Below are 20550 nucleotides of genomic sequence, written 5' to 3'. Positions count from 1 at the left end.
ATTCACCCTTAAACTTAAAAAGAAAGCGCTTTATATTAAACGAGTAAGAGGAGGAAATAATGTTGAGTAGTTTTAAATTCAAGAAAGGTTGGTCCATTATTTTTGCATTGCTTGTGTTATTCCAAACGGCGGTCGGTGCGAATACGATAGTTGCTGAGGCTCAGACGCCGGGTGCTGCTGTAAACAGCCAATCCTATGAGGCTGAGGCAGCCGTTAATCAGCTTAGCGGTAAAGCAGAGGTTAAGGACTGCGAGCTTGCGGTTGGCTGCTCAGGCAATAAGCTTGTAGGCAGTCTGTGGGGCGGCTCTGCTTTGCAATTCAACGCAGTGAATGTGGATACTAAAGGGATCTATACGATGACGGTGCATTACATATCGGGCGATCCGAGATCACTAGCCGTCAGTGTGAACGGCGGCGGAACCGATCATTATGATTTGCCGAAAACGGCAGATTGGAGCACGCGAGGGACTTACGAGATCCAGCTGGAGCTTCGTCAAGGCGAGAACGTCATTCGTTTCGATGATGAAGGCGGATACGCGCCGGATATCGACAAGATCGAGCTGAAATTACTGAATGCAGGTCCGGGCACAGATCCGAATGAACCGCCTGCTGGAAGCGGACAAGTGTATGAAGCGGAAGGACCGGACAATAAGCTAGCCGGCAATTCTGCTGTAAAATCCTGCAAAGCGGAAACGAAATGCTCCGGTGGAAAAAAGGTAGGCGACATTTGGGGCGGATCAACGCTGTTTTTCCAAAAGGTTGCTGCTCCAGCAGAGGGGATATATACCTTAAAGGTGAGCTATATTTCCGGCGATCCTCGGTCATTTTCCATTCGTGTGAACAATAGCGAGAAAGAGACCTATTCCCCGCCTGCGACTGCGAATTGGGATACGGTTGGCGTGTTCAGTATTGAGGTACAGTTGCAAGCGGGCAGCAATACTATTTTATTTGACGATAATGGCGGATGGTCGCCGGATATTGATAAAATCGAAATCATCAGCTCGCAGGCACCAGGTGAGAATCCAGGTGATGTGGATGGGATCGGCAATATTGGCAACCAAATCGATTCCAGCAAATTTGGCTCGATTAAAGTGGAGCAGCATAAGTCAGGCGTCACTTTAACAAACGGCGTCTACAAAATCATTTATAACACAGAGTCTGGACTTTCAGCGTTCGAATGGAACAACAAGACGATCGCCAAAGGGTTGTACAGCAGTATCCAATTGGACAAGCAGCTCGACAGCAAAGACTACGCTGAGCATTTGTTCTCCATGAAAAAAATTGAGAAAATAAATGACGGTCATGGCAAAGGCATTCGGGTAACGATTGAGAATCGTGAGTCCGGCCTGCCGACGATGAAGCAAATTTATCAAATCTATGAGCGTTTGCCTTATTTTCTAATTAGTCAACAAGTAACGGGTAAAGACACGCTCAGTACGAATGATATGGCTCCTCTTGTACTTAATGCCAAGGGTGGAATCGATATTGGAAGCTACTCGGATAATAGGGTGCTGGTCGCTCCGTTCGATAATGACGCGTGGTCTAGATACCAAGCGCGGACGATGAATACAAGTCTGAACAACAATAACTATGTCAGCTCAGAATTGACAGCTATTTATGATAATACTAGCCGAAATGGATTGGTTATTGGTTCAGTCACACATGATAAATGGAAAACAGGAATCTATTGGAGCGGTTCTGATAATCGTTTAAACAAGCTCAAGGTATACGGCGGTTTCTCTTCCCCTACCTCGACGCATGATACGATTCCACATGGAAAGGTAACGGGAACGACGATTACTTCACCGCAAATTCTCGTTGGTTACTATTCCGACTACCGCCAGGGCCTTGAGAGCTTCGGTCAAGCGAACGCTGCAGTTGCTCCGCCGCTTGCATTTAAGCACGGTGTGCCAAAGGGTGTGCCTGTGGGCTGGAACAGCTGGGGCGCTTACGAAAGCGATTTAAGCTACGATAAAGTAGTCGCAGTGTCTGATTTCTTCAAGAAAAATTTGCAGAAAAATTCCTTCTCGAACAAAGGCAATGTTTATATTAATTTGGACTCCTATTGGGATAATCTGTCTGAGGAGCAGCTGAAGCAAGTAGTCAAGGTTATTAACAAAAACGGGCAAAAAGCCGGCATTTATTATGGCCCTTTTGTTTATTGGGGCGATAACATGAGTCAGGTTGTAGAGGGTACAGATGGGAAATACACGTATGGAGATATTATTTTGCGGGATCAAAGCGGTAGCCCGCTGCCGAAAGTAGACGGCGCCTACGCGATCGATCCGATTCATCCCGGCTCTAAGCAGCGGATCGAATATTATTTCAAACGGTTTCTTGATTACGGATATGAGTATATTAAAATCGATTTCCTAAGCCATGGCTCCTTCGAGGGCAAACATTATGACCCTAATGTTCAAACGGGCATTCAGGCTTACAATCAAGGCATGGCTCATATCAATAAGGTGCTTGGCGGAAAAATGTTCATCAGCGCCTCTATTGCTCCTTTATTTCCGAGTCAATACGCCCACGCAAGACGGATCTCATGTGATATTGACGGCTCACTGAGCCGCACGGAATATCAGCTAAACAATCTTACCTATGGCTGGTGGCAGAACGGAACGATCTATCCGTATACCGATCCAGATTATATGACGCTTGTGAAGGGCGGTTCGTTTGATGCCGCACAGTCTCGGGTCAATTCAGCGGCTATTTCCGGTACTGTATTTCTAAGCTCAGACGATGTCAGCAATCCGGCAGCACAAGAATTGATGAAGAAGCTGCTCACTAACAAGCAAGTGAATGAGGTTGCACTTAAAGGCCAGGCTTTCAAGCCTGTCGAGGGCAACACAGGTACAGGGGCTGCGGATACATTCATCATGCAAGAAGGGAAAGATTATTATCTTGCTGTATTTAACTATACGAATGCCCCTGTGTCGAAAACGGTAGATTTTGCGCGTGTTGGCATTCCATCGACCTCCAAAGTAAAAATTACGGACCTATGGACGAATGCATCCAGTCAGGCAGCAGGTCAACTTAAGGTGGACTTGAATGGCGCGCAATCGAAGCTTTACAAAATCACCGTAAAATAAACCAGCAGCAAGAATCATGACTAAGCAGCTATGGCTGTGAAACCGAAAACCCCCTCAAGCAATAGTGCTTGAGGGGTTTTTTATTGTCTAGCATTTTAACGTCCAGGAATTCTTATCGTTACCGTCGTGCCAATTCCGAGCCTGCTGTAAATAGAGACGCCATATGATTCGCCGTACAAAAGTTTAATTCGATTGTCGACGTTTCGAATGCCATAACCAGACAAGTTGTCGCTGCTGACCGGCAGCTCTTCTCCGCTATGGCCGCGCATATGCATGCCCATGCCGTCATCGATAACTTTGAGAATGATGTCATGGCCGTCGCGATAAGCCTTTATCATAATGTTAATTCCGAGTGTGTCGTCCCAAATGGCATGGTTCATCGCGTTTTCAACGAATGGCTGCAGCGTTAGCTTTACGATTGGGCAGGGCAGTACGGATTCCTCGATTTGATAATGCACGCGAATGAGTTCGCCGAATCTCACCTGCTGGATGGCAACGTAGTAGCGGGTAAGCTGAATTTCTTCATGGATTGAAAGTTTGTTTTTCCCTTTGTTGAGCGAAATTCGGTAAAACTTTGCTAGATCCGTAACCATTTTGTTCATTCGCTGATCAGAATTTCGAATGGCAAGCGATGATATGGAGGCGAGTGTATTGTACAAAAAATGCGGATTAATTTGCGCTTGCAGAACATTCATCTCGGCTTCTCGCTTATCGATTTCTTTCTTGTATACGTCGGAAATTAAATTGCTGAGCCGCTGCGCCATCTTCCGCAGCACATTTCCGATTTGGCCAATTTCATCGCGTCCAAGCGGCCTCATGTCGAAGAGATCGAACTCCTCTCTTTCGATGCGCCGGATCATGCCGACTAAATAATCGACGCGTTTCGTAAATTGTCTGGCTGTGGCGTAGATGAACAGCGTCATAAGCCCAAAGCTGATTAATGCAAAAATTAAAATCCGCTTAGCTGTTTTATTCGCTTTGGTAAGGAAGCTGCTGTAAGGGACCAGCGAGATGCTTTTCCAACCGAATTTGGTCGTATTATAGACGACTAGCATTTTTTCTCCATTAAAGCTGCTGTCGAATCTTCCTTCTCTGGCGCTCGGAAATTTCTCCTTCACAAATTGATTAAGCGGACGATTTAACATGTTTTTGTCCTTAGCGGACATAATAAGGCCGCTATCATTAACGATTAATATCGTTTTCTCTGATGTTTCTTTCTCCATCAAACGGAAAATATCCGATTCCAAAATGTTGATGGTCAAAATTCCATAGGCATTGTCTAGATTGCTAATATTAAGCATGCGTGTCAGCGTAAACATGGAGGGCTGGTCAACAACAGGGGGCGTTGCTACAAACCGAACATTTCCGTAGCTGTTAAGCAATGAGCGGTACGTAGTCGACCGTTTGAACGCATCATCCATTCGTTTAATGTAAATGCCGTCAGCTGGTAGCGAATCGTTATTAATATAAATAGACATGGAATGAATATCTGGATTTGTAGTCAGCATATTCGAAAAGGTGTTATTAATGTATTGATAGGCATCAACAAACAGAGAGGGCTCCTCTGTATAGTTATTCGTTAAGTAAGCGCGCAGCGAATTGTTTAAATAAAGAGTTGCTGAAAGCTTTGTGTACGTATCCAGCTTATTTTCTAAATTTGAATTGATTTGAGCAACAGACGCAACGGAGTTCGTGTACATTTGGTCAGAAAGCTCGCTCTTAATCGTCTGATAAGAATATAGAACAAAAAACACTAAAGGAATAATGGCCCCGAGTAAAAACATGACAAACAGCTTTTCTCTTAGCCGCAAATTGTTAAAAGGCCTCGTCAGCCAGCCGGTTACCTTTTTCATGCGCTCTCACTCCAGCCTATAGATACATTTTCCGAAACTCATTAGGTGTACTGCCTTTGTGCCTATGGAAGATGGAGCAAAAATAAGAGACGTTCTCATACCCGACGCTGTGAGCGACCTCACGCACCTTAAGGGATTTGTCCTTTAACAAGTCAGCTGCCCGGTTCATACGAACCTTCGTTATATAATCAAGAATCGTCTCACCCATTTTTTCTTTAAAAATGCTTCGAATATAGTTGGGTGATAAGTAGACCTCCTTGGCAATCTCCTCGACTGTAAGCGGCAAATGATACCTTTCGCTAATAAGCTTAACGATTTGGTCGGCTACGGCTTGATTACGGTCAACATCTCTTTCGCTTAAAGCCTTTCTTATTTCTTCGCAGAAGTGCATGACATAAGCTTGAATCTGTGAAGATGAACTCATCGATGAAATTTCCTTCCAATGGTCCACAAGCAGCAAGTCCTTGAGCGAGCCTGCAAGCAGCATGGAGAAATGCTGCTCTAATGCAGCCATTAGTCGAATAATGGCTCGGATAGTGAAATTTCGATGAATACGTTCCACGCGAATCGTTGAGAAGAGCGCTTCTAATTGCATGGTTACCTGCTTGGCGTCTCCAGACTGCAAGGCGGAAGCAAGCCGAGCTGCAAGCTGCTCGCCATCATCATCCGTTTGTTTGGTAGGCAATAAATCATCCGGCGTTATGACGGCTCCGCCGAGCTTGAAAAACTTCTCTTCATTGCAAGCTCGCGCCTGCAAGTACGCATCCCAAATAAGATGAAACCCGGTATGCGGCGAGGATAATCCTATCGTAATTTGTGCGCCGAAGGAGAGGGAGAGCTCCTCTCGGAACTTCTCCCAGAAATCCATTGTAGCTTTTGCGGCTCTCTGCTCATTTCGCCATTGAAAGAGAACGAATAAAGCATGTGGCTCGCTTTCAACAACAATAAAGGAATCGAGGTACTGCCGGGCAATAGTCCGCAATAGCTCCACTCTATCGGGAGAGGCTTCGCTTGCTGGCTGCGCCGAAATCGGATAGTCTGCCGGCGCATCTATCGTTGCATAAAAGGCTGCAAACTCCCTGCCTGCACTGAAATCAGATGAGCTAAGCTCCCATTTCCGAATCCAATCCTTTCGCATCTCTTCATTCGGCTCGCGTATAATACGGGTCATCCATTTTTCACGCAGCCATTCTCCGCCCTGATCTGATAACTGTTCCTCCTCGCATTTTTTCTTTACCTTCTCAATTAACGCAATCAGTTCCTCCATATCTATCGGTTTTAACAAGTAGCCAGTCGCCTCAATGTTCAGCGCTGCCTTAATATATTGAAACTCGTTATGTCCGCTCAAAAATATGATTTTTACGTTCTTATCGATTTGCTTTGCTCTTCTTCCGAATTCCAGCCCGTCCATAATGGGCATACGGACATCTGTCAAAATAATGTCAGGCTTTAACTCAGCCAGCTTGCTAAGCGCTTCCTTTCCATTTCGCGCCGTCCCCGTGACCGTAATGCCGATTTTGTCCCATGGCACGTAATGCTCCATCGTTTCGAGCTCAATGGCTTCATCATCCACTATCAAAATGCTGTACATGCTTGTTCCCACCTTTTATCATGTATCTGTTTTTGAATGTTTATTTAGTTTATCTGCAATACCGCATTTCAACAATGGAGCATATGGAAGTGTGTCGTTTTGCGTTACAAATCGGTAAATGCTTGTATAGAATGGGCAGGGCGGCCGACCTATAATGAAGTCACTAAGCAACGCAAGATTGGCAGGAGGTTATTAAATGGAATCCATAATGAAAGCGGAATCAAGTAAATCTGTTCCACCCAAAAAGAAGCGCAGCATTGGAAATTCAAATGTATGGGACAGATTGAAGGAACAGCGGCTATTATTTGTGCTCATGCTTCCGGCTTTAATCGTCACACTCATATTTTCTTACGTTCCCATGTTTGGCTTATACATGGCTTTCATTAATTACTCGCCAGGCGGAGGATCGTTTTTTGGACAGTTTTTTACAACAGAGTTTGTAGGGCTGGAGTGGTTTAACTACTTCTTTACGAATGGCGATTTCGTCAGAGTAATGCGCAATACGCTGGCACAAAGCTTTCTATCTCTGTTATTCGGTTTCCCAATGCCGATTATTCTTGCCTTAATGATTAATGAAATGCGCAATGGCTGGTTCAAACGGACGTTTCAAACAGTATCTTACATGCCTCATTTTATTTCGTGGGTCATTGCCGCAAATATTATTATCACGGTACTTTCTTCAAGCGGTGTCATCAACAATTTGTTGACGGGGCTTGGCATCATCGATGAGCCGATTCAGTTCATGCAAAATGGTCCGCTGTTCTGGTGGATTATCGCTTTCTCCAACACATGGAAGGACATGGGCTTTAACGCCATTATGTATTTGGCCGCTATCTCAGCTATTAACCCGGAGCTGTACGAGGTGGCGAAGGTAGACGGGGCAAGCCGATTAAAGCAAATGCTGCACATCACGCTGCCGTCTATTAAACCGACCATTATCATACTTGCCATTTTAGCGGTAGGCGGAATATTGAACGCAGGTTTTGATCAGCAATTTTTGATGCAAAATAATACGGTGCTCCAATATTCGGAAGTTATTGACACGTACACGTACAAATATGGTTTGCAAAACGGAATGTTCTCTTACGGAGCAGCTGTTGGATTATTCAAATCGGTCGTCGCGTTTATCCTTGTTCTAAGCGTCAATAAGATGGCCAAAAAAATGAATGAACAGTCGTTGTTCTAGGACAAACAAGAAAAGGAGAACACTTCATGGCAAAATTTAAAAATGATTTTCTGTTTATGTCGATCGTCTACTTATTCATCATCGCGGTTTTTATCGTAACCTTTTATCCTTTCTGGAACATATTTATCATTTCGTTCAATAGTGCTGAAGATACGCTGCGAGGAAATCTGTATTTGTGGCCAAGAGATTTCAGCCTAGCCAGCTATAAGCAAATTTTATCCGATAGCGAGATTTGGACGGCCATTAAAGTTACGGTGCTGCGGACGCTAATCGGAACGCCACTCGCGGTTATTGTCATTAGTATGCTTTCCTATTCACTAAGTAAACGCGAGCTCGTTGGAAATCGGTTCTGGTCACTGTATTTTGTGTTCACGATGTATTTTGGCGGCGGACTCATTCCTTATTATATGGTGCTCAAAAGCTTGCATCTCATTGACAGCTTTATGGTGTTTATTTTACCGGGCATGATGAACGTCTTTTATATGATTATTGTACGAACCTTCATGCAGCAGCTTCCGCAGGAGCTGGATGAATCAGCAAAAATAGACGGCGCTAATTACATGCAAATTTTCTTCAAAATTATATTGCCGCTAACGACACCAGTGCTCGCGACGATCGGCATGTTTACGGCCATTGGCCACTGGAACGCTTGGTTCGATTCCTACGTGTTCACGTATAATTCTGATCTTAAGACGCTTCAGGCCGTGCTTGTAAAAATCTTGAACCAGTATCAAACCAGCTCCATGGTTGGCGACGCGCAGCAGCTCGCTGATGCTTCGAAACGACTGGCCGTGTCTCCGGATACGATTCGGATGGCGGCAACTATGGTAGCAACGCTTCCAATATTAATGGTTTATCCATTTTTACAGAAATATTTTGTTAAAGGCATGACCCTTGGTGCAGTAAAAAGCTAATGAAGCGAGAACTTTGTTGGAGGTGATGCCGATCACGCTTAAATAGGGATAAAAATGTACTATAATAGAATCACTTAAGAGGGGGATTTATACTATGCGTACTAAAAAATGGATCGTATTATTTTTAAGCATGATCGTTGTCATTTCCGTATTATCAGCTTGCGGCTCCAATAATGCTAAAGAAAACGGAAACTCGAGTGCTGGCGAGAATAGCGCTGGAAATGACAAGTCTAACGAACCACTGACCATAACCTTTTTCGATAAAAATACGGGAGATAAATTCAGCAACGCAGTAGCGGCAGAAATTACGAAGCGGACAGGAATTACAGTAGAAATTCAGCAGCCAACCGGCAATCCAGCGGAGAAGCTGAATCTGATGCTTGCAAGTGATGATCTGCCGGATCTCATCATGTTTGAGAGAAGCAGTGATTTGGTTAACAAATACATTGAGTCGGGTGCTATCATTCCACTAAATGATTTGATTGAAAAAAACGGCCCAGATGTAGCAAAAATGTATGGCGATGTACTTAACAAAACGCGCTATAAAGACGGTAAAAACTATTACCTTTCCAACTGGTATGGGTTTGAGAATGAGCCCGTATTTGGCTTCAATATGCGTAAAGATATTTTGAAGGAGCTGGCTCCTGATAAAGCAGAAGGCGGAGTGCCTTTCACGGAAACTGAATTCAAGCAGCTATTGCTTGATTTTAAAGCGAAATATCCTACGATGGACGGTAAAGAAACGATTGCTCTATCGATGGATGGAGAAAACTTTGGCGGTACACTAGGCACTTTCAAAGGTATGTTCGGCATGCTGCCTTTCTATGATGAGAATGGTGAGCTGAAGTTTGATGTGAAAGACCCGCAATACCGCAAAATGATTATGTACATGAATGATTTGTACAGGACAGGCCTGATCGATAAGGAATGGGCGATTAACAAAAAGCAGGCTTGGGAACAAAAATTGGCGACTGGTTCTGTATTTGCTTCAACAGGCGCGTATTGGGATGCTGGAGGTGCAAACACGATTCTGAAGAAGGATCGTGGTGAAGAATCACAGCTGTTCCCTTACAAGGTTGTAGCAGATGGCGTAGATCCTGCAAAAACGACATACGGCGGACGCAGCTCACTTGGCTGGGATGCGATTACGATTACGAAGAAAAATAAAAACCCGGAACGCACGATGAAATTTATGAACTTCCTAGCGAGCGAAGAAGGACAATATTTGTTGATGTGGGGAATTGAAGGCCAGCACTGGGATATGAAGGATGGCAAGCATACGCCGCGTCCAGAAGTGCTGCAAAGCTTTAAAGACGATTGGAATGCCTATACAAAGGAATCAGGCATTCGCAAATGGACTTGGTTTATCAAAAACGGCAATGGTTCCGACGGCACACCTTATGACTTAGCGGGCCGCTTCGAACGTGGCGCTGTTGATAAGATGGCACTCAAAAACTTGTCTGACTCGGTGTATGACTCCGTACTCTTCGATGGCCTTGGGCCGCAGGGAGGAACGCCTGAAGCACTGAATGAGCAGAAGGTTAATGATATTGTGAAGCAGGGGCTGACGAAAGCGATTATGGCGAAGTCTCCTGAAGAAGCAAACAGCATTTTTGATAAAATGCTTAGTGACATGAAGGCTGCTGGAGATGCAAAGGTTGAAGCGATTTATACAACCAATTACAAAAATCGTGTTGAACTTTGGAAATAAACATAATGCAAGCATGATGGAGGCCGGCGCTGCCGGCCTTCTTCCATTATAAAAGAGGAGCGGATGAGCGATGAAGATTGGGCAATTCGAGCTGGAGCAGCGCATGGAGGAATATGTTGTTGATAATGGAGTCATTCAGGCAACCGTAAATTTGACGGATGGTCATGTATCGCTGAAGTGGGGCAGCGGCGCGGCGCTGGTTGGCCTTTATGCCGAAGCGCGTTATGGTTTGGAGCAGCTTCGCTCTACTTTTTACAGCAAGCATGTTGTAAACGAAACGTCTACCCACGCCATTGAGGATGGATTTGGCAAAGGGGTGCACTGGAGCTTTGAGCATGAAGAGCTTGGCAAGCCATTCATGCGTCAGCATTTCCGTATGTACGAGCAGCTGCCTTATTTGTTAATGGAGCTTGAAGTGGAAAGCGAGCTCGAATGGGAGACGAATGAAATCACGCCGCTAGCCGCATATTTAAATGATGGAAGTATTGCACGATTTGGGGCAGAAGCAGGTGCCAGCGAGGAAATCAGGGCGTTATTCGTTCCATTCGATAATGACAAATGGGTTCGTTTTGCCTCACATGCTATTCCTTGCAGCGTACACAGCTATGAGACAACCGCCATTTATCGTGCGCAAAGCAGAAACGGATTTGTTATTGGATCAGTCACACATGATACTTGGAAAACAGGCATTGTTGTAGAAGGGACGTTCCCTGAGGATCTGGGCAGGCTGCGCGTTTATGGCGGAGCCGCTGATATGCAGACGAGAGATACAGTTGCACACGGAACAATTCGCGGTAAAAGCATTGTTTCTCCGACGATTTTTGTAGGTGCGTTCTCGGATTACCGCGATGGGCTTGAAGTGTATGGCAAGGCGAATGCCGTATTGACACCAGCACTTCCTTGGGAAGGCGGCGTACCGATGGGCTGGAACAGCTGGTCAGCCGTCATGGGCAAGCTTGATTATGATGTGTATACGTATACATCTGATTTCTTCTCCAAACAATTGCAGCAAAACAGCTTTGCTGACGATCAGGGAAGCCTTTATGTCAACTTCGACTCCTTCTGGGACAATTTATCGGAAGAGCAGCTAAAGGACGCACTAAGACGGGTAAAAGCGAACGGTCAAAAGCCGGGCACTTATTATACGCCATTCGCTTTCTGGGGCAACGATCCGGATACGCCGGTAGAAGGAACAGATGGAGCAGTGCTTTACCGTGAGATCTTGATCAAGGATACAGCTGGACAGCCGCTGCCGAAGCTGGATGGCGCATTTGCGATAGATCCATCGCATCCAGTCGCGCTGGAGCGAATTAGAAAAAGGCTGGAGAGCTTTGTAGAGCAGGGCTTTGATTATGTTAAGCTGGATTTTCTGACGCATGGCGCAATGGAAGGCGTATTCTATGACCCCGATATAAGAACAGGAATACAGGCGTACAACAAAGGTATGGCTTGTGTACGTGAGACACTGAATCCTGAGAAAATTGGCAGACCGTTCTTAATTAATCTGTCTATTGCTCCGTTATTTCCGCATGGCTATGCACACAGCCGCCGTGTATCCTGCGATGCATTCGGAACGATCAATGATACCGAATATATGCTTAACGCGTTAACGTATGGCTGGTGGATTAACGATAGCTTGTATCGTTTCAACGACCCCGACCATGTTGTCCTCTACAAAAGCGACAACCAGCGTGCGATTAGCGAGCATGAAGGGAGAAGCCGTTTGAACAGTGCGGTGATTGCGGGTACCTCGCTTCTGCTCGGCGATGATTACCGAATGGAGGAGGCAGCTCGGCGGGCCAAGGAATGGATGACAAATCCAGAAATCATGGCGTTAGCTAAACGAGGTGTAACCTTCCGTCCCGTTGAGTGCAGCAGCGGGAACAAAAGTGAAAATCTGTTCATGTTGCGAGCAGAGGAAGGGACTTACGTGGCTGCTTTTAATTTTGAAGTAGAGAAGGAAAGCTTGTTGCACGCATCATTTGCAAGAATGGGCATAGATTCCTCTAAGGGGTTAGTCGTTCGGGATTTGTGGAGTGGACAGGAGGGGCAAGCCGTGACAGAGGGCGACGGACATCACATTGAGCTGGCACCATCGGAGTCTAAGCTGCTGCTCTATGTACAGGCGCAATAGCGACTAAAATGGATTAATAGCAAGTAAAATGCAGGAAATGAGCTATTTAATACGAAAGCTAAGAAAAATATGACAAAATCGGTTACTTTTTCATCGTTTTCGCGTATTATCCCCTATAGCCATATAAAAGATGCTTGGAAGGGGAGATTTCTTTGAGCTTTACAGATCAAAATCAGAACCTAGGCGAGAATCACAGTATGAGCGGTCGAAGGCCGCCAGAGCTAAAGCCAAGTACGGTTAAAAAAATCGTATTCGGTATCGTCGCCGCAGTTATCGTCATTTATTTAGGAACAACCTCCTTTTACACAGTACAGGAGCAGGAACGGGCAGCCATTTTAACCTTTGGCAAGTATTCGAATGAAACTTCAGCAGGTTTGCATTTCAAATGGCCTTATCCGATTCAAGATGTCAAAATTGTAAAAGCGGAGCTGACACAGCGGATTCATATCGGTTATCGTCAAGTGGGCTCTGAAGCCATTCCAAATGATGATGAAGCGATGATGATCACGGGTGATGAAAACATCGTTTCCGCGGATGCAGTCGTACAATGGAAGATAAGCAACATTCATGATTACTTATACAATATTTCCGATGCGGAGCAGTTTCTGCGGAATGCAGCAAGCTCCTCGATTCGTGCAGTAATCGGCTCGGAGAAGCTTGATTACGCCATTACTGACGGTAAGACAGTCATCCAAGACAAGGTTCGGGAGAAGCTGATTGAGCTGCAGTCCAAGTACAAAACGGGCATACAAATCATTGATATCAAGTTCCAGGATATCGAGCCGCCAAGCGGTCAAGTGGCTGAGGCCTTCCGTGAGGTAACGAATGCACGCGAGGAGAAAAACACAAAAATTAATAACGCTGCGAAGTACGAGAATGACCGTATTCCGAAAGCGCGCGGTGAGGCGCAAGCGCTTCTTGAAAATGCCGAAGGACAGAAGAAATCTCGGATTCTGAACGCCGAGGGTGACGTTGCCAAGTTTAATGCGATATTCGGCGAGTACAAAAAAAATCCGAATGTTACCCAAAGTCGTTTGGTGTTGGAGACGCTTGAAAAAATATTGCCGAACGCGAAAATCTTTATTACGAATTCGAACAGCGATACCGTAAATTATTTGCCACTAAATGAATTGCTGCGCAGCGGAAGCGGCAGCACGACGACTCCGCCGGTAACAACGCCGCCGCCAGTCGCAGAAGCTCCGCAAGGAGGTGACGCACAATGAAAAGAAACCAATGGTTAACAATTATTGTTGTGCTGGTTGTTGTCATATTGGGCTCAGGCTCGATGTATATCGTGAAGGAAGGCGAATATAAGGTTGTGCTTCGATTTGGTGAAGCGATGAGAGCTGTGCCAGAGCCGGGCCTTAAATTTAAGCTTCCGTTTATTGAAAACGTGTCGACGCTGCCGAAATATCAAATGACATATGAAAGCACGCCGACGACGATTCTAACGAAGGATCAGAAGCCGATCGTAGTAGACAACTATACGGTGTGGCGCATCACGAATGCATCTCAGTTTTTAAGAACGGTGCAGTCGGTCAGCGGCGGTATACAGCGGATCGATGAGGCCGTGTACAACTCTGTTCGCCGTAAGTTATCAGAGGTTAATTACGATAATATCATTAGTGAGAACACAGCGCGCGGCAATATTAACGATGAGATTACGAAGGATGTTGTGTCGGCGTTGACTCGTGATAATTATGGTATTGAGGTTATTGATGTTCGCATTAAACGTACCGATTTGCCGGAAGAAAACAAGCAAAGCGTATACAACCGGATGATCTCAGATCGTCAATCGATCGCAGCACGCTACTTGTCCGAAGGTGATGAGGAGTCGCGAAAAATTACTTCCAAAGCGGATCGTACAGCTACGGAGCTATTAGCGCAAGCGCAGGCTGATGCCAAAAAAATCGTCGCTGAGGGCGAGCGTGAAGCAGCCGTTATTTATAACAAAGCATACGGCAGCGACCCGCAGTTCTACAATTTCTATCGGACGTTGGAGAGCTATGCGACGACGTTGAAAAACGAGCCAGTCATTATGATGCCTATCGATTCACCTTATGCAAAAATATTATTAGGTCAATAACCGGAAATCCCCTTCGCCTCAGCGTTGGGGATTTCTTTTTGTAAAGGCCAGCTAACGGCATTTTGAGAGTGAAAACTCAAAATGCTGTTTTTTTGTATAGAAAAGGCTATCAAACCTGCATAAATATTGCATTTGTACTGCTTGTAGTATACTTCAAATCCTTTAAAGTTAAAGAGGTAATTCTCATAAAGCGATTTTCATTGCCATAAATGACAGCGCTTTATTTGGTTCGTGTTTGACGCAGGGGATCGATAACAGGGATGAAGGGGTGAACCAATTGAGTAGAAGAAGCAGTAAAAAGGGCATTAGTATTTTTGTTATGTTTTGTATCGTATTGGGGATGTTTACAGGTGTTCATAGGCCTGTAGTTTATGCAGCAGGCACGCCGATTATTGTGCCAAACGAAAGCTTTGAGAGTGATCTTGCTTCGTGGAATACATCGTTTACACCGGCTGAAGGAACGACGCCGATTACGATTCAGGGAAGCTGGATTCCAACCGGAGGCGGTACCAAACGATTGGATTATTGGAGCGCGTCAGCTTATACGGCTAACACGCATCAGACCATTACTGGCTTGAAAAATGGTTCCTACACGTTATCCGCATGGGTAGAGCGCGGAGCAGGATTTAATGAGAGCTATATGTATGCCAAAGACACGGGACTTGATGAAGTAAAAGTAAATGTGCCGGAGAGCGGCACATGGGTACAAATCAGCATGCCATTAGTCGTTGCAAACAACCAGCTGACATTAGGTTTTTATGCGGATGGCAATGCAAACAACTTTATGGGCGTTGATTTGATTACGCTCGTCTTGGATGAAGCTGCTCCGGCAAGAGCTCTTGAAAATACGAGCTTTGAGCAGGATTTAACAGGATGGGAGACGAGCTTTGGGCCAGAAGGTAGCGAGACACCTATCTCTATTAAAGATTGGACTCCTGAGAATGGCGGCACGAAGCGTCTGAACTACTGGAGCGCTAACGCTTATACAGCGGATACGTTTCAGACCGCAACGGGTCTGGAGAACGGTACCTATACGTTATCGGCTTGGGTTGCAAGAGGCGACGGCTTTACACAAAGCTATATGTACGCTAAAAACACGGGAAGAGCAGAGGTGAAGGTGAATATTCCGGTCAGCTCATCCTCGTGGACCAAAATTAGTTTACCAGTCGTTATTGAAAACAATCAGGTTACGATCGGCTTTTATGCAGACGGAGCTGCAGACAAATGGCTTGGTGTCGATCTGATTTCACTGGTTAAAGAAGAGGAAGCCCAGCTGGAGCCTATTGGCGTAGCGATTGGCAATCGGGGCTTCGAAGCGGAAGAACCAGCTCAGGTCATCAGCTCCTGGTCAGAGGAAGGCGATATGGACGCTTCCTATACGGAAGCACCGGGCTATTTAAGCAGCTATGGCTTAACGCATTATTCTGATCACGATTATAAGGTGACTACCTCCCAGACGATTACGGGACTAGAGAACGGGTATTACACGCTGACAGCATGGGCGCAAAATGGCGGAGGCCAGCATGCGAGCTACATATTCGCCCGTGACCATGGCACCTCGGAGGCGAGAGCTGCGGTACCGATCGGCAGCACCTGGACAAAGGTGTATTTGCGCGGCATTCAGGTTACGAATGGAACAGCGACGATCGGTTTATTCTCAGATGCAAAAGCAGGCAACTGGACGAAGCTTGATTTTGTCGAGCTGGTGAAGGATGACCAGCCGTATAAATTTCTCAAAGGCGGCGATGTCTCAGAGCTTACTTATGTAGAATCGCAAGGCGGCAAATTTTACGACAGCAAAGGGAATGAGAAGGATTTATTTCAGCTGTTGAAAGAAAACGGCCACGATATCGTACGTCTGCGCGTCTATAATGAGCCGGGCAAAGGCCATGGCGACGGCAGCTATTACCGTCCAGCAGGCATTATGGATAAGGCGGACATTCTGAAACTTGCCAAACGTGCAAAAGCTGCAGGATTGCAAATTCAATTGTCCTTCCACTATAGCGATTACTGGACGAACGGCGCTACGCATAATATCCCTAACGCATGGCAAACGGCGATTAAGGATTTGGCTGACGATGCTGCAAAGGTGACTAAGCTGGAGGAGCTTTTGCGTGCATATACGTTAGACGTTATGGAAGCAATGGTAGACCAAGGCACGACGCCGGAGTTCGTGTCGTTAGGCAATGAAATGCAATCGGGTATTTTGTTTCCTTACGGCAGAGCATCTGGAGGGAGCTGGGCGAATCTAGCAAGATTCCTTAAAGCCGGAGCGGAAGAGGTTAAGAAAGCTTCTCCGACCTCAAAGGTCATTCTGCATTTGGATGACGCAGGCAACACGAGCAAATATGAAAACTTTTTTGATGAGATAGAGGCTAGAGAGGTCCCTTATGATATTATCGGACCGTCCTATTATCCGTTCTGGACAGATGATACGATTGAACAAATCGTTGCGTTTTGTAATTATTTCAGCAAAAAATATGATAAAGATATTATGATTATGGAGACTGGATATAACTGGAATCCCACGCTGCCAAATGGAACAATTGGCCAGCTAAACGATAACGGACCATACCCAGCAGATACGAGCTCTCCACAAGGGCAAAAAGAATTTATGATTAATTTATTCAACGGTCTGAAGAGCGTAGATAATGGCAGAGTTATCGGCGATCTATATTGGGACCCGATTATGATTGCTGTGCCGGGTGTAGGCTGGGCAATTAAAGAGATTGACGATCAGCCCGATTTGAACGTGGTGTCAAATACGACTTTGTTTGATTTTGATGGCAAAGCATTGCCCGCTCATGATGCCTACAAGCAAAATACGGAAGGGTCGACGCTTGGACATATTTCGGGTGTTGTGCGAGGAGCGCTTGGCAAGGGCATCGCTCATGCGACGATAGCTGTTGATGTAAATGGTACGATGTTGACGACAAAATCGGATGCAGCTGGGAACTATTTTATTCCGGATTTGCCAATCGGCAAAGCCTATGCAATTACAGCTGCAAAAAGCGGCTATGAAGGCGGAAATATTTCCGTTAACCTCTTGGAAGCGGGTACTTTCACGTCGAATCAGAATATTGCAATGATCGGCGGCGCTATTACGGGAACCGTTAAGGATCAAAACGATAATGCGGTTATTGATGCGAAGGTAAGTACGATGATTGATGGCGTTGTATACAGCGTAGTTACGGATAGCTCAGGTCAGTATACGCTTGCAGATTTGCCTGCTGCTACAAATGTGACTGTGACGGCTGCTAAAGAAGGTTATGTTAGCGAGGGAGCTGCCCATGCTTCGATAGCAATTGGTTCGACGACTTCGTCGATTGATTTATCTTTAGCGTTAAATTCAGGCACGATAACAGGTACGATCTTTGGAAGTGACAAAGCACCAATCGATAAAGTGCAGGTTAGCGTTGCGGCAGCAGGAAAAGTGTATTCCGCATGGACCAATGCAGCTGGTGAATATCGACTAGTAAACATTCCTGCGGGAATCAACTATAAGGTCATTGCCATAAAATCAGGTTATTTAAATGCAGAGTCATCCCCTGTTTCGGTTAAAGTTGGCGAAACGACTAGTGATGTTCATTTGACGCTATTGAATAATCTTGGAGCGATAACAGGTATCGTATTAGACAGCTCATACTCGCCTGTTGAAGATGCGACGGTCATTGCAGTTAAGGGTGAGAAAACCTATACCGCAAAGACGAATGCAGCGGGACAATATGTACTTGCTGATGTATTAGGCGGCAATGGTTACTCCGTTTCGGCAAGCAAAGAAGGATATTTAAACGGCTCGGCCTCAGCGGTTGATGTTACGACTCGTCAGACAACAAAAGCAGGCAACATCATTTTAGCTGCGAAAATATCGTTAATAAATGCTGGTTTTGAGCAGCAGGGTGCCGATAAATACACTCTTCCAGGGTGGAACATTACGGGAACAGCAAATGCAATCTTTGCTTCGAAAGATAATCCTAAGGATGGAAGTTATGTACTAAATCTTTGGCATGCGGGAGCCTATGAATCGGATGCTAATCAGACGATTACAGGTCTTGCAAACGGTTATTATACGGTTTCAGCTTGGTTCTATAATGGCGGTGAGCAAAAGGAATATTATATGTACGCCAAGGACTCAAACGGTGAACTGGCACATCTAAATATTCCGAAAACGAATGCGATGACACAATTCAGCATGATTGTGAAAGTAGAGCGCGGGGAGCTGACGTTAGGCTTCTACGCAAACGCGAATGCAGGAAACTGGGCTTTAGTTGATGGGGTTGCATTAGGTTTTTTAGGTGAAGGAACCGGTGCGATCAGCGGTGAAGTGCAGGATGCAGCGGGCAACAAGCTGGCGGATGCTGCCGTAAAAACTGTCATTAAAGGAGTAGAATATGCGGCGGTTTCGAGTGCTGCAGGTGAATTCACCTTATCAGATATACAGCAAGGATCGGGTTATTCTATTGATGTGAGTAAAGCAGGCTATATCACGAGCTCAGTAACTGAAGTGGCTGTTACCGATAAGCAGGTGACATCTGGAGTAACGATTGTGCTGGAGGCAGAAGCTGGACCGTCACCAACACCGACGACACCAGTGGATCCAGAACCAACACCGACGACACCAGTGGATCCAGAACCAACACCAACGACGCCGGTGGAGCCAACACCGACACCGGCCACACCGGTGACACCGCAGCCTACACCAACAGTGCAGGCGGTGAATGTTGATTTGAGGCAAGGGCTGAAGAATGATAAGGATCATTCCATCACAGTAACCACGATGCCGACAACGGGAGCTTTAGGCATCATTGCGAATATGTCTGCAAAGCAGATGACAGAGTTAGCAAATGAAGGACTACAAGCGGTGATTTTCAAAACTGGCTTTGCAACGATTTCGTTCGCACCTGACCTGTTCAAGGATGTGATTAACCCAGCATCAAACAACATACAATTTTCAGCTGCTAAAGTGGATGCTTCAGCCTTATCCAATGAAGTGAAGAAGGCTGTAGGGGACCATACGGTTTATGATTTTAATCTTACCGTCGATGGGGTGAAAGTTCCTCATTTTGATAAGAACAAGGTTATCATCGAACTCCCTTATGCGTTGCATAAAGGAGAAGAGCCTCATAACATTGTTATTTATTACATCAATGAGGATGGTAAGCTGGAAATAGTGAAAAACGCGATATATGATGCTGCGAAGGCGACAGTTACTTTTAGTCCATCGCATTTCAGCAAATATGCAGCGGTTTACAAGGCTGTTTCATTTACCGATCTAGCTAAGGCCGGATGGGCACAGCAGAGTATTGAGTTCCTTGCGGCAAGAGGCATCATAAGCGGATTTGAGGATCAAACCTTTAAGCCGACAGATGCCGTAACAAGAGGACAATTCCTGCAAATGTTAATGGGGATTTTGGATACAGCAGCTAAGGGAGATGGACTAGGCTTCTCGGATGTTAAAGAAGGAGCATGGTATGCAGAAGCGATCATAAACGCTCAAAAGCTCGGTATTGTGAAAGGCAAAGATGACGGCAGCTTCGGTGTGCATGATGTCATAAGCCGTGAAGAAATGGCTGTTATGATGTACCGTGCTGTAAAAGAAGTCAACGTAAAGCTGAGTAATCTAACAAACGTCGAAGCTTTTGCTGATCAAGCGCAAATAGCTGATTATGCCGCTGAAACTATTCAACAGATGCAGCAAGCCGGTTTAGTCAACGGAGTTGGGCAGGGTGTATTTGCACCGAAAGGCCGTGCGACAAGGGCACAGGCTGCTGTTATTTTAGAAAGATTGTTTCAAATGATGTATTCTGTCCATTAATTAGTTAGACACCAAACAGGGTATGTCCTTAGACGGATATGCCCTGTTTGTATTAAAAAACCGTTTGATCGTTCGCTCATCATGCCTAATCAAACGTATGGTTGAAATAGCAACCAATATGTTGTGAATATGCCCTGTATGGCATGGAATCGGTTTGATACGATAGCA

Annotated in this window: 10 protein-coding genes; 8 read left to right on the top strand and 2 right to left on the bottom strand. The window is 45.5% G+C overall.

The features are described from left to right. Positions 1-59 precede the first annotated feature (59 nt). Entirely contained in the window at positions 60-3092 is a 3033-nt protein-coding gene (locus tag AC1DOV_RS20865) for a carbohydrate-binding protein (RefSeq protein WP_477550974.1), read from the top strand. A gap of 95 nt (positions 3093-3187) precedes the next feature. On the opposite strand, the gene AC1DOV_RS20860 is transcribed toward AC1DOV_RS20865, so the two are convergent. Together AC1DOV_RS20860 and AC1DOV_RS20855 are read right to left on the bottom strand one after the other, a co-directional pair. Next, positions 3188-4945 carry a sensor histidine kinase gene (locus AC1DOV_RS20860; protein ID WP_477550973.1) on the bottom strand — a complete coding sequence of 586 codons (1758 nt, stop codon included), beginning with the start codon at positions 4943-4945 and terminating at the stop codon, positions 3188-3190. 16 nt (positions 4946-4961) lie between these two features. Next, on the bottom strand, positions 4962-6536 hold the full coding sequence (locus AC1DOV_RS20855; RefSeq protein ID WP_477550972.1) for a response regulator: 1575 nt from the start codon (positions 6534-6536) through the stop codon (positions 4962-4964). A 196-nt stretch (positions 6537-6732) separates the two neighbouring features. Here AC1DOV_RS20855 and AC1DOV_RS20850 point away from each other — a divergent pair, with 196 nt between their 5' ends. From AC1DOV_RS20850 to AC1DOV_RS20820, 7 genes are all read left to right on the top strand, one after another. Then, the gene (locus tag AC1DOV_RS20850) at positions 6733-7722 is read left to right on the top strand and encodes an ABC transporter permease (protein ID WP_477550971.1); all 990 of its coding nucleotides are present in this window, start codon (positions 6733-6735) and stop codon (positions 7720-7722) included. 26 nt (positions 7723-7748) lie between these two features. Next, the gene (locus AC1DOV_RS20845) at positions 7749-8636 is read left to right on the top strand and encodes a carbohydrate ABC transporter permease (protein WP_076267442.1); all 888 of its coding nucleotides are present in this window, start codon (positions 7749-7751) and stop codon (positions 8634-8636) included. A 94-nt stretch (positions 8637-8730) separates the two neighbouring features. Next, positions 8731-10347 carry an ABC transporter substrate-binding protein gene (locus AC1DOV_RS20840; protein WP_477550970.1) on the top strand — a complete coding sequence of 539 codons (1617 nt, stop codon included), beginning with the start codon at positions 8731-8733 and terminating at the stop codon, positions 10345-10347. Positions 10348-10417: 70 nt separating this feature from the next. Next, complete coding sequence (locus AC1DOV_RS20835; protein ID WP_477550969.1) at positions 10418-12481, top strand: alpha-galactosidase; 2064 nt, start codon at positions 10418-10420, stop codon at positions 12479-12481. Positions 12482-12633: 152 nt separating this feature from the next. Continuing rightward, entirely contained in the window at positions 12634-13704 is a 1071-nt protein-coding gene (gene hflK, locus AC1DOV_RS20830; RefSeq protein WP_477550968.1) for an FtsH protease activity modulator HflK, read from the top strand. Continuing rightward, positions 13701-14567, top strand: a complete 867-nt coding sequence (gene hflC, locus AC1DOV_RS20825; protein WP_076267445.1) for a protease modulator HflC — start codon at positions 13701-13703, stop codon at positions 14565-14567. Before hflK ends, hflC begins: the two co-directional genes overlap by 4 nt. A gap of 277 nt (positions 14568-14844) precedes the next feature. Continuing rightward, positions 14845-20382, top strand: coding sequence for a glycosyl hydrolase 53 family protein (locus AC1DOV_RS20820; RefSeq protein ID WP_477550967.1), 5538 nt, complete (start codon positions 14845-14847; stop codon positions 20380-20382). The last annotated feature ends 168 nt before the right edge of the window (positions 20383-20550 follow it).

The sequence above is a fragment of the Paenibacillus sp. 01T47 genome, assembly GCF_056398245.1.
This window is presented reverse-complemented; position numbering and strand designations above follow the sequence as displayed.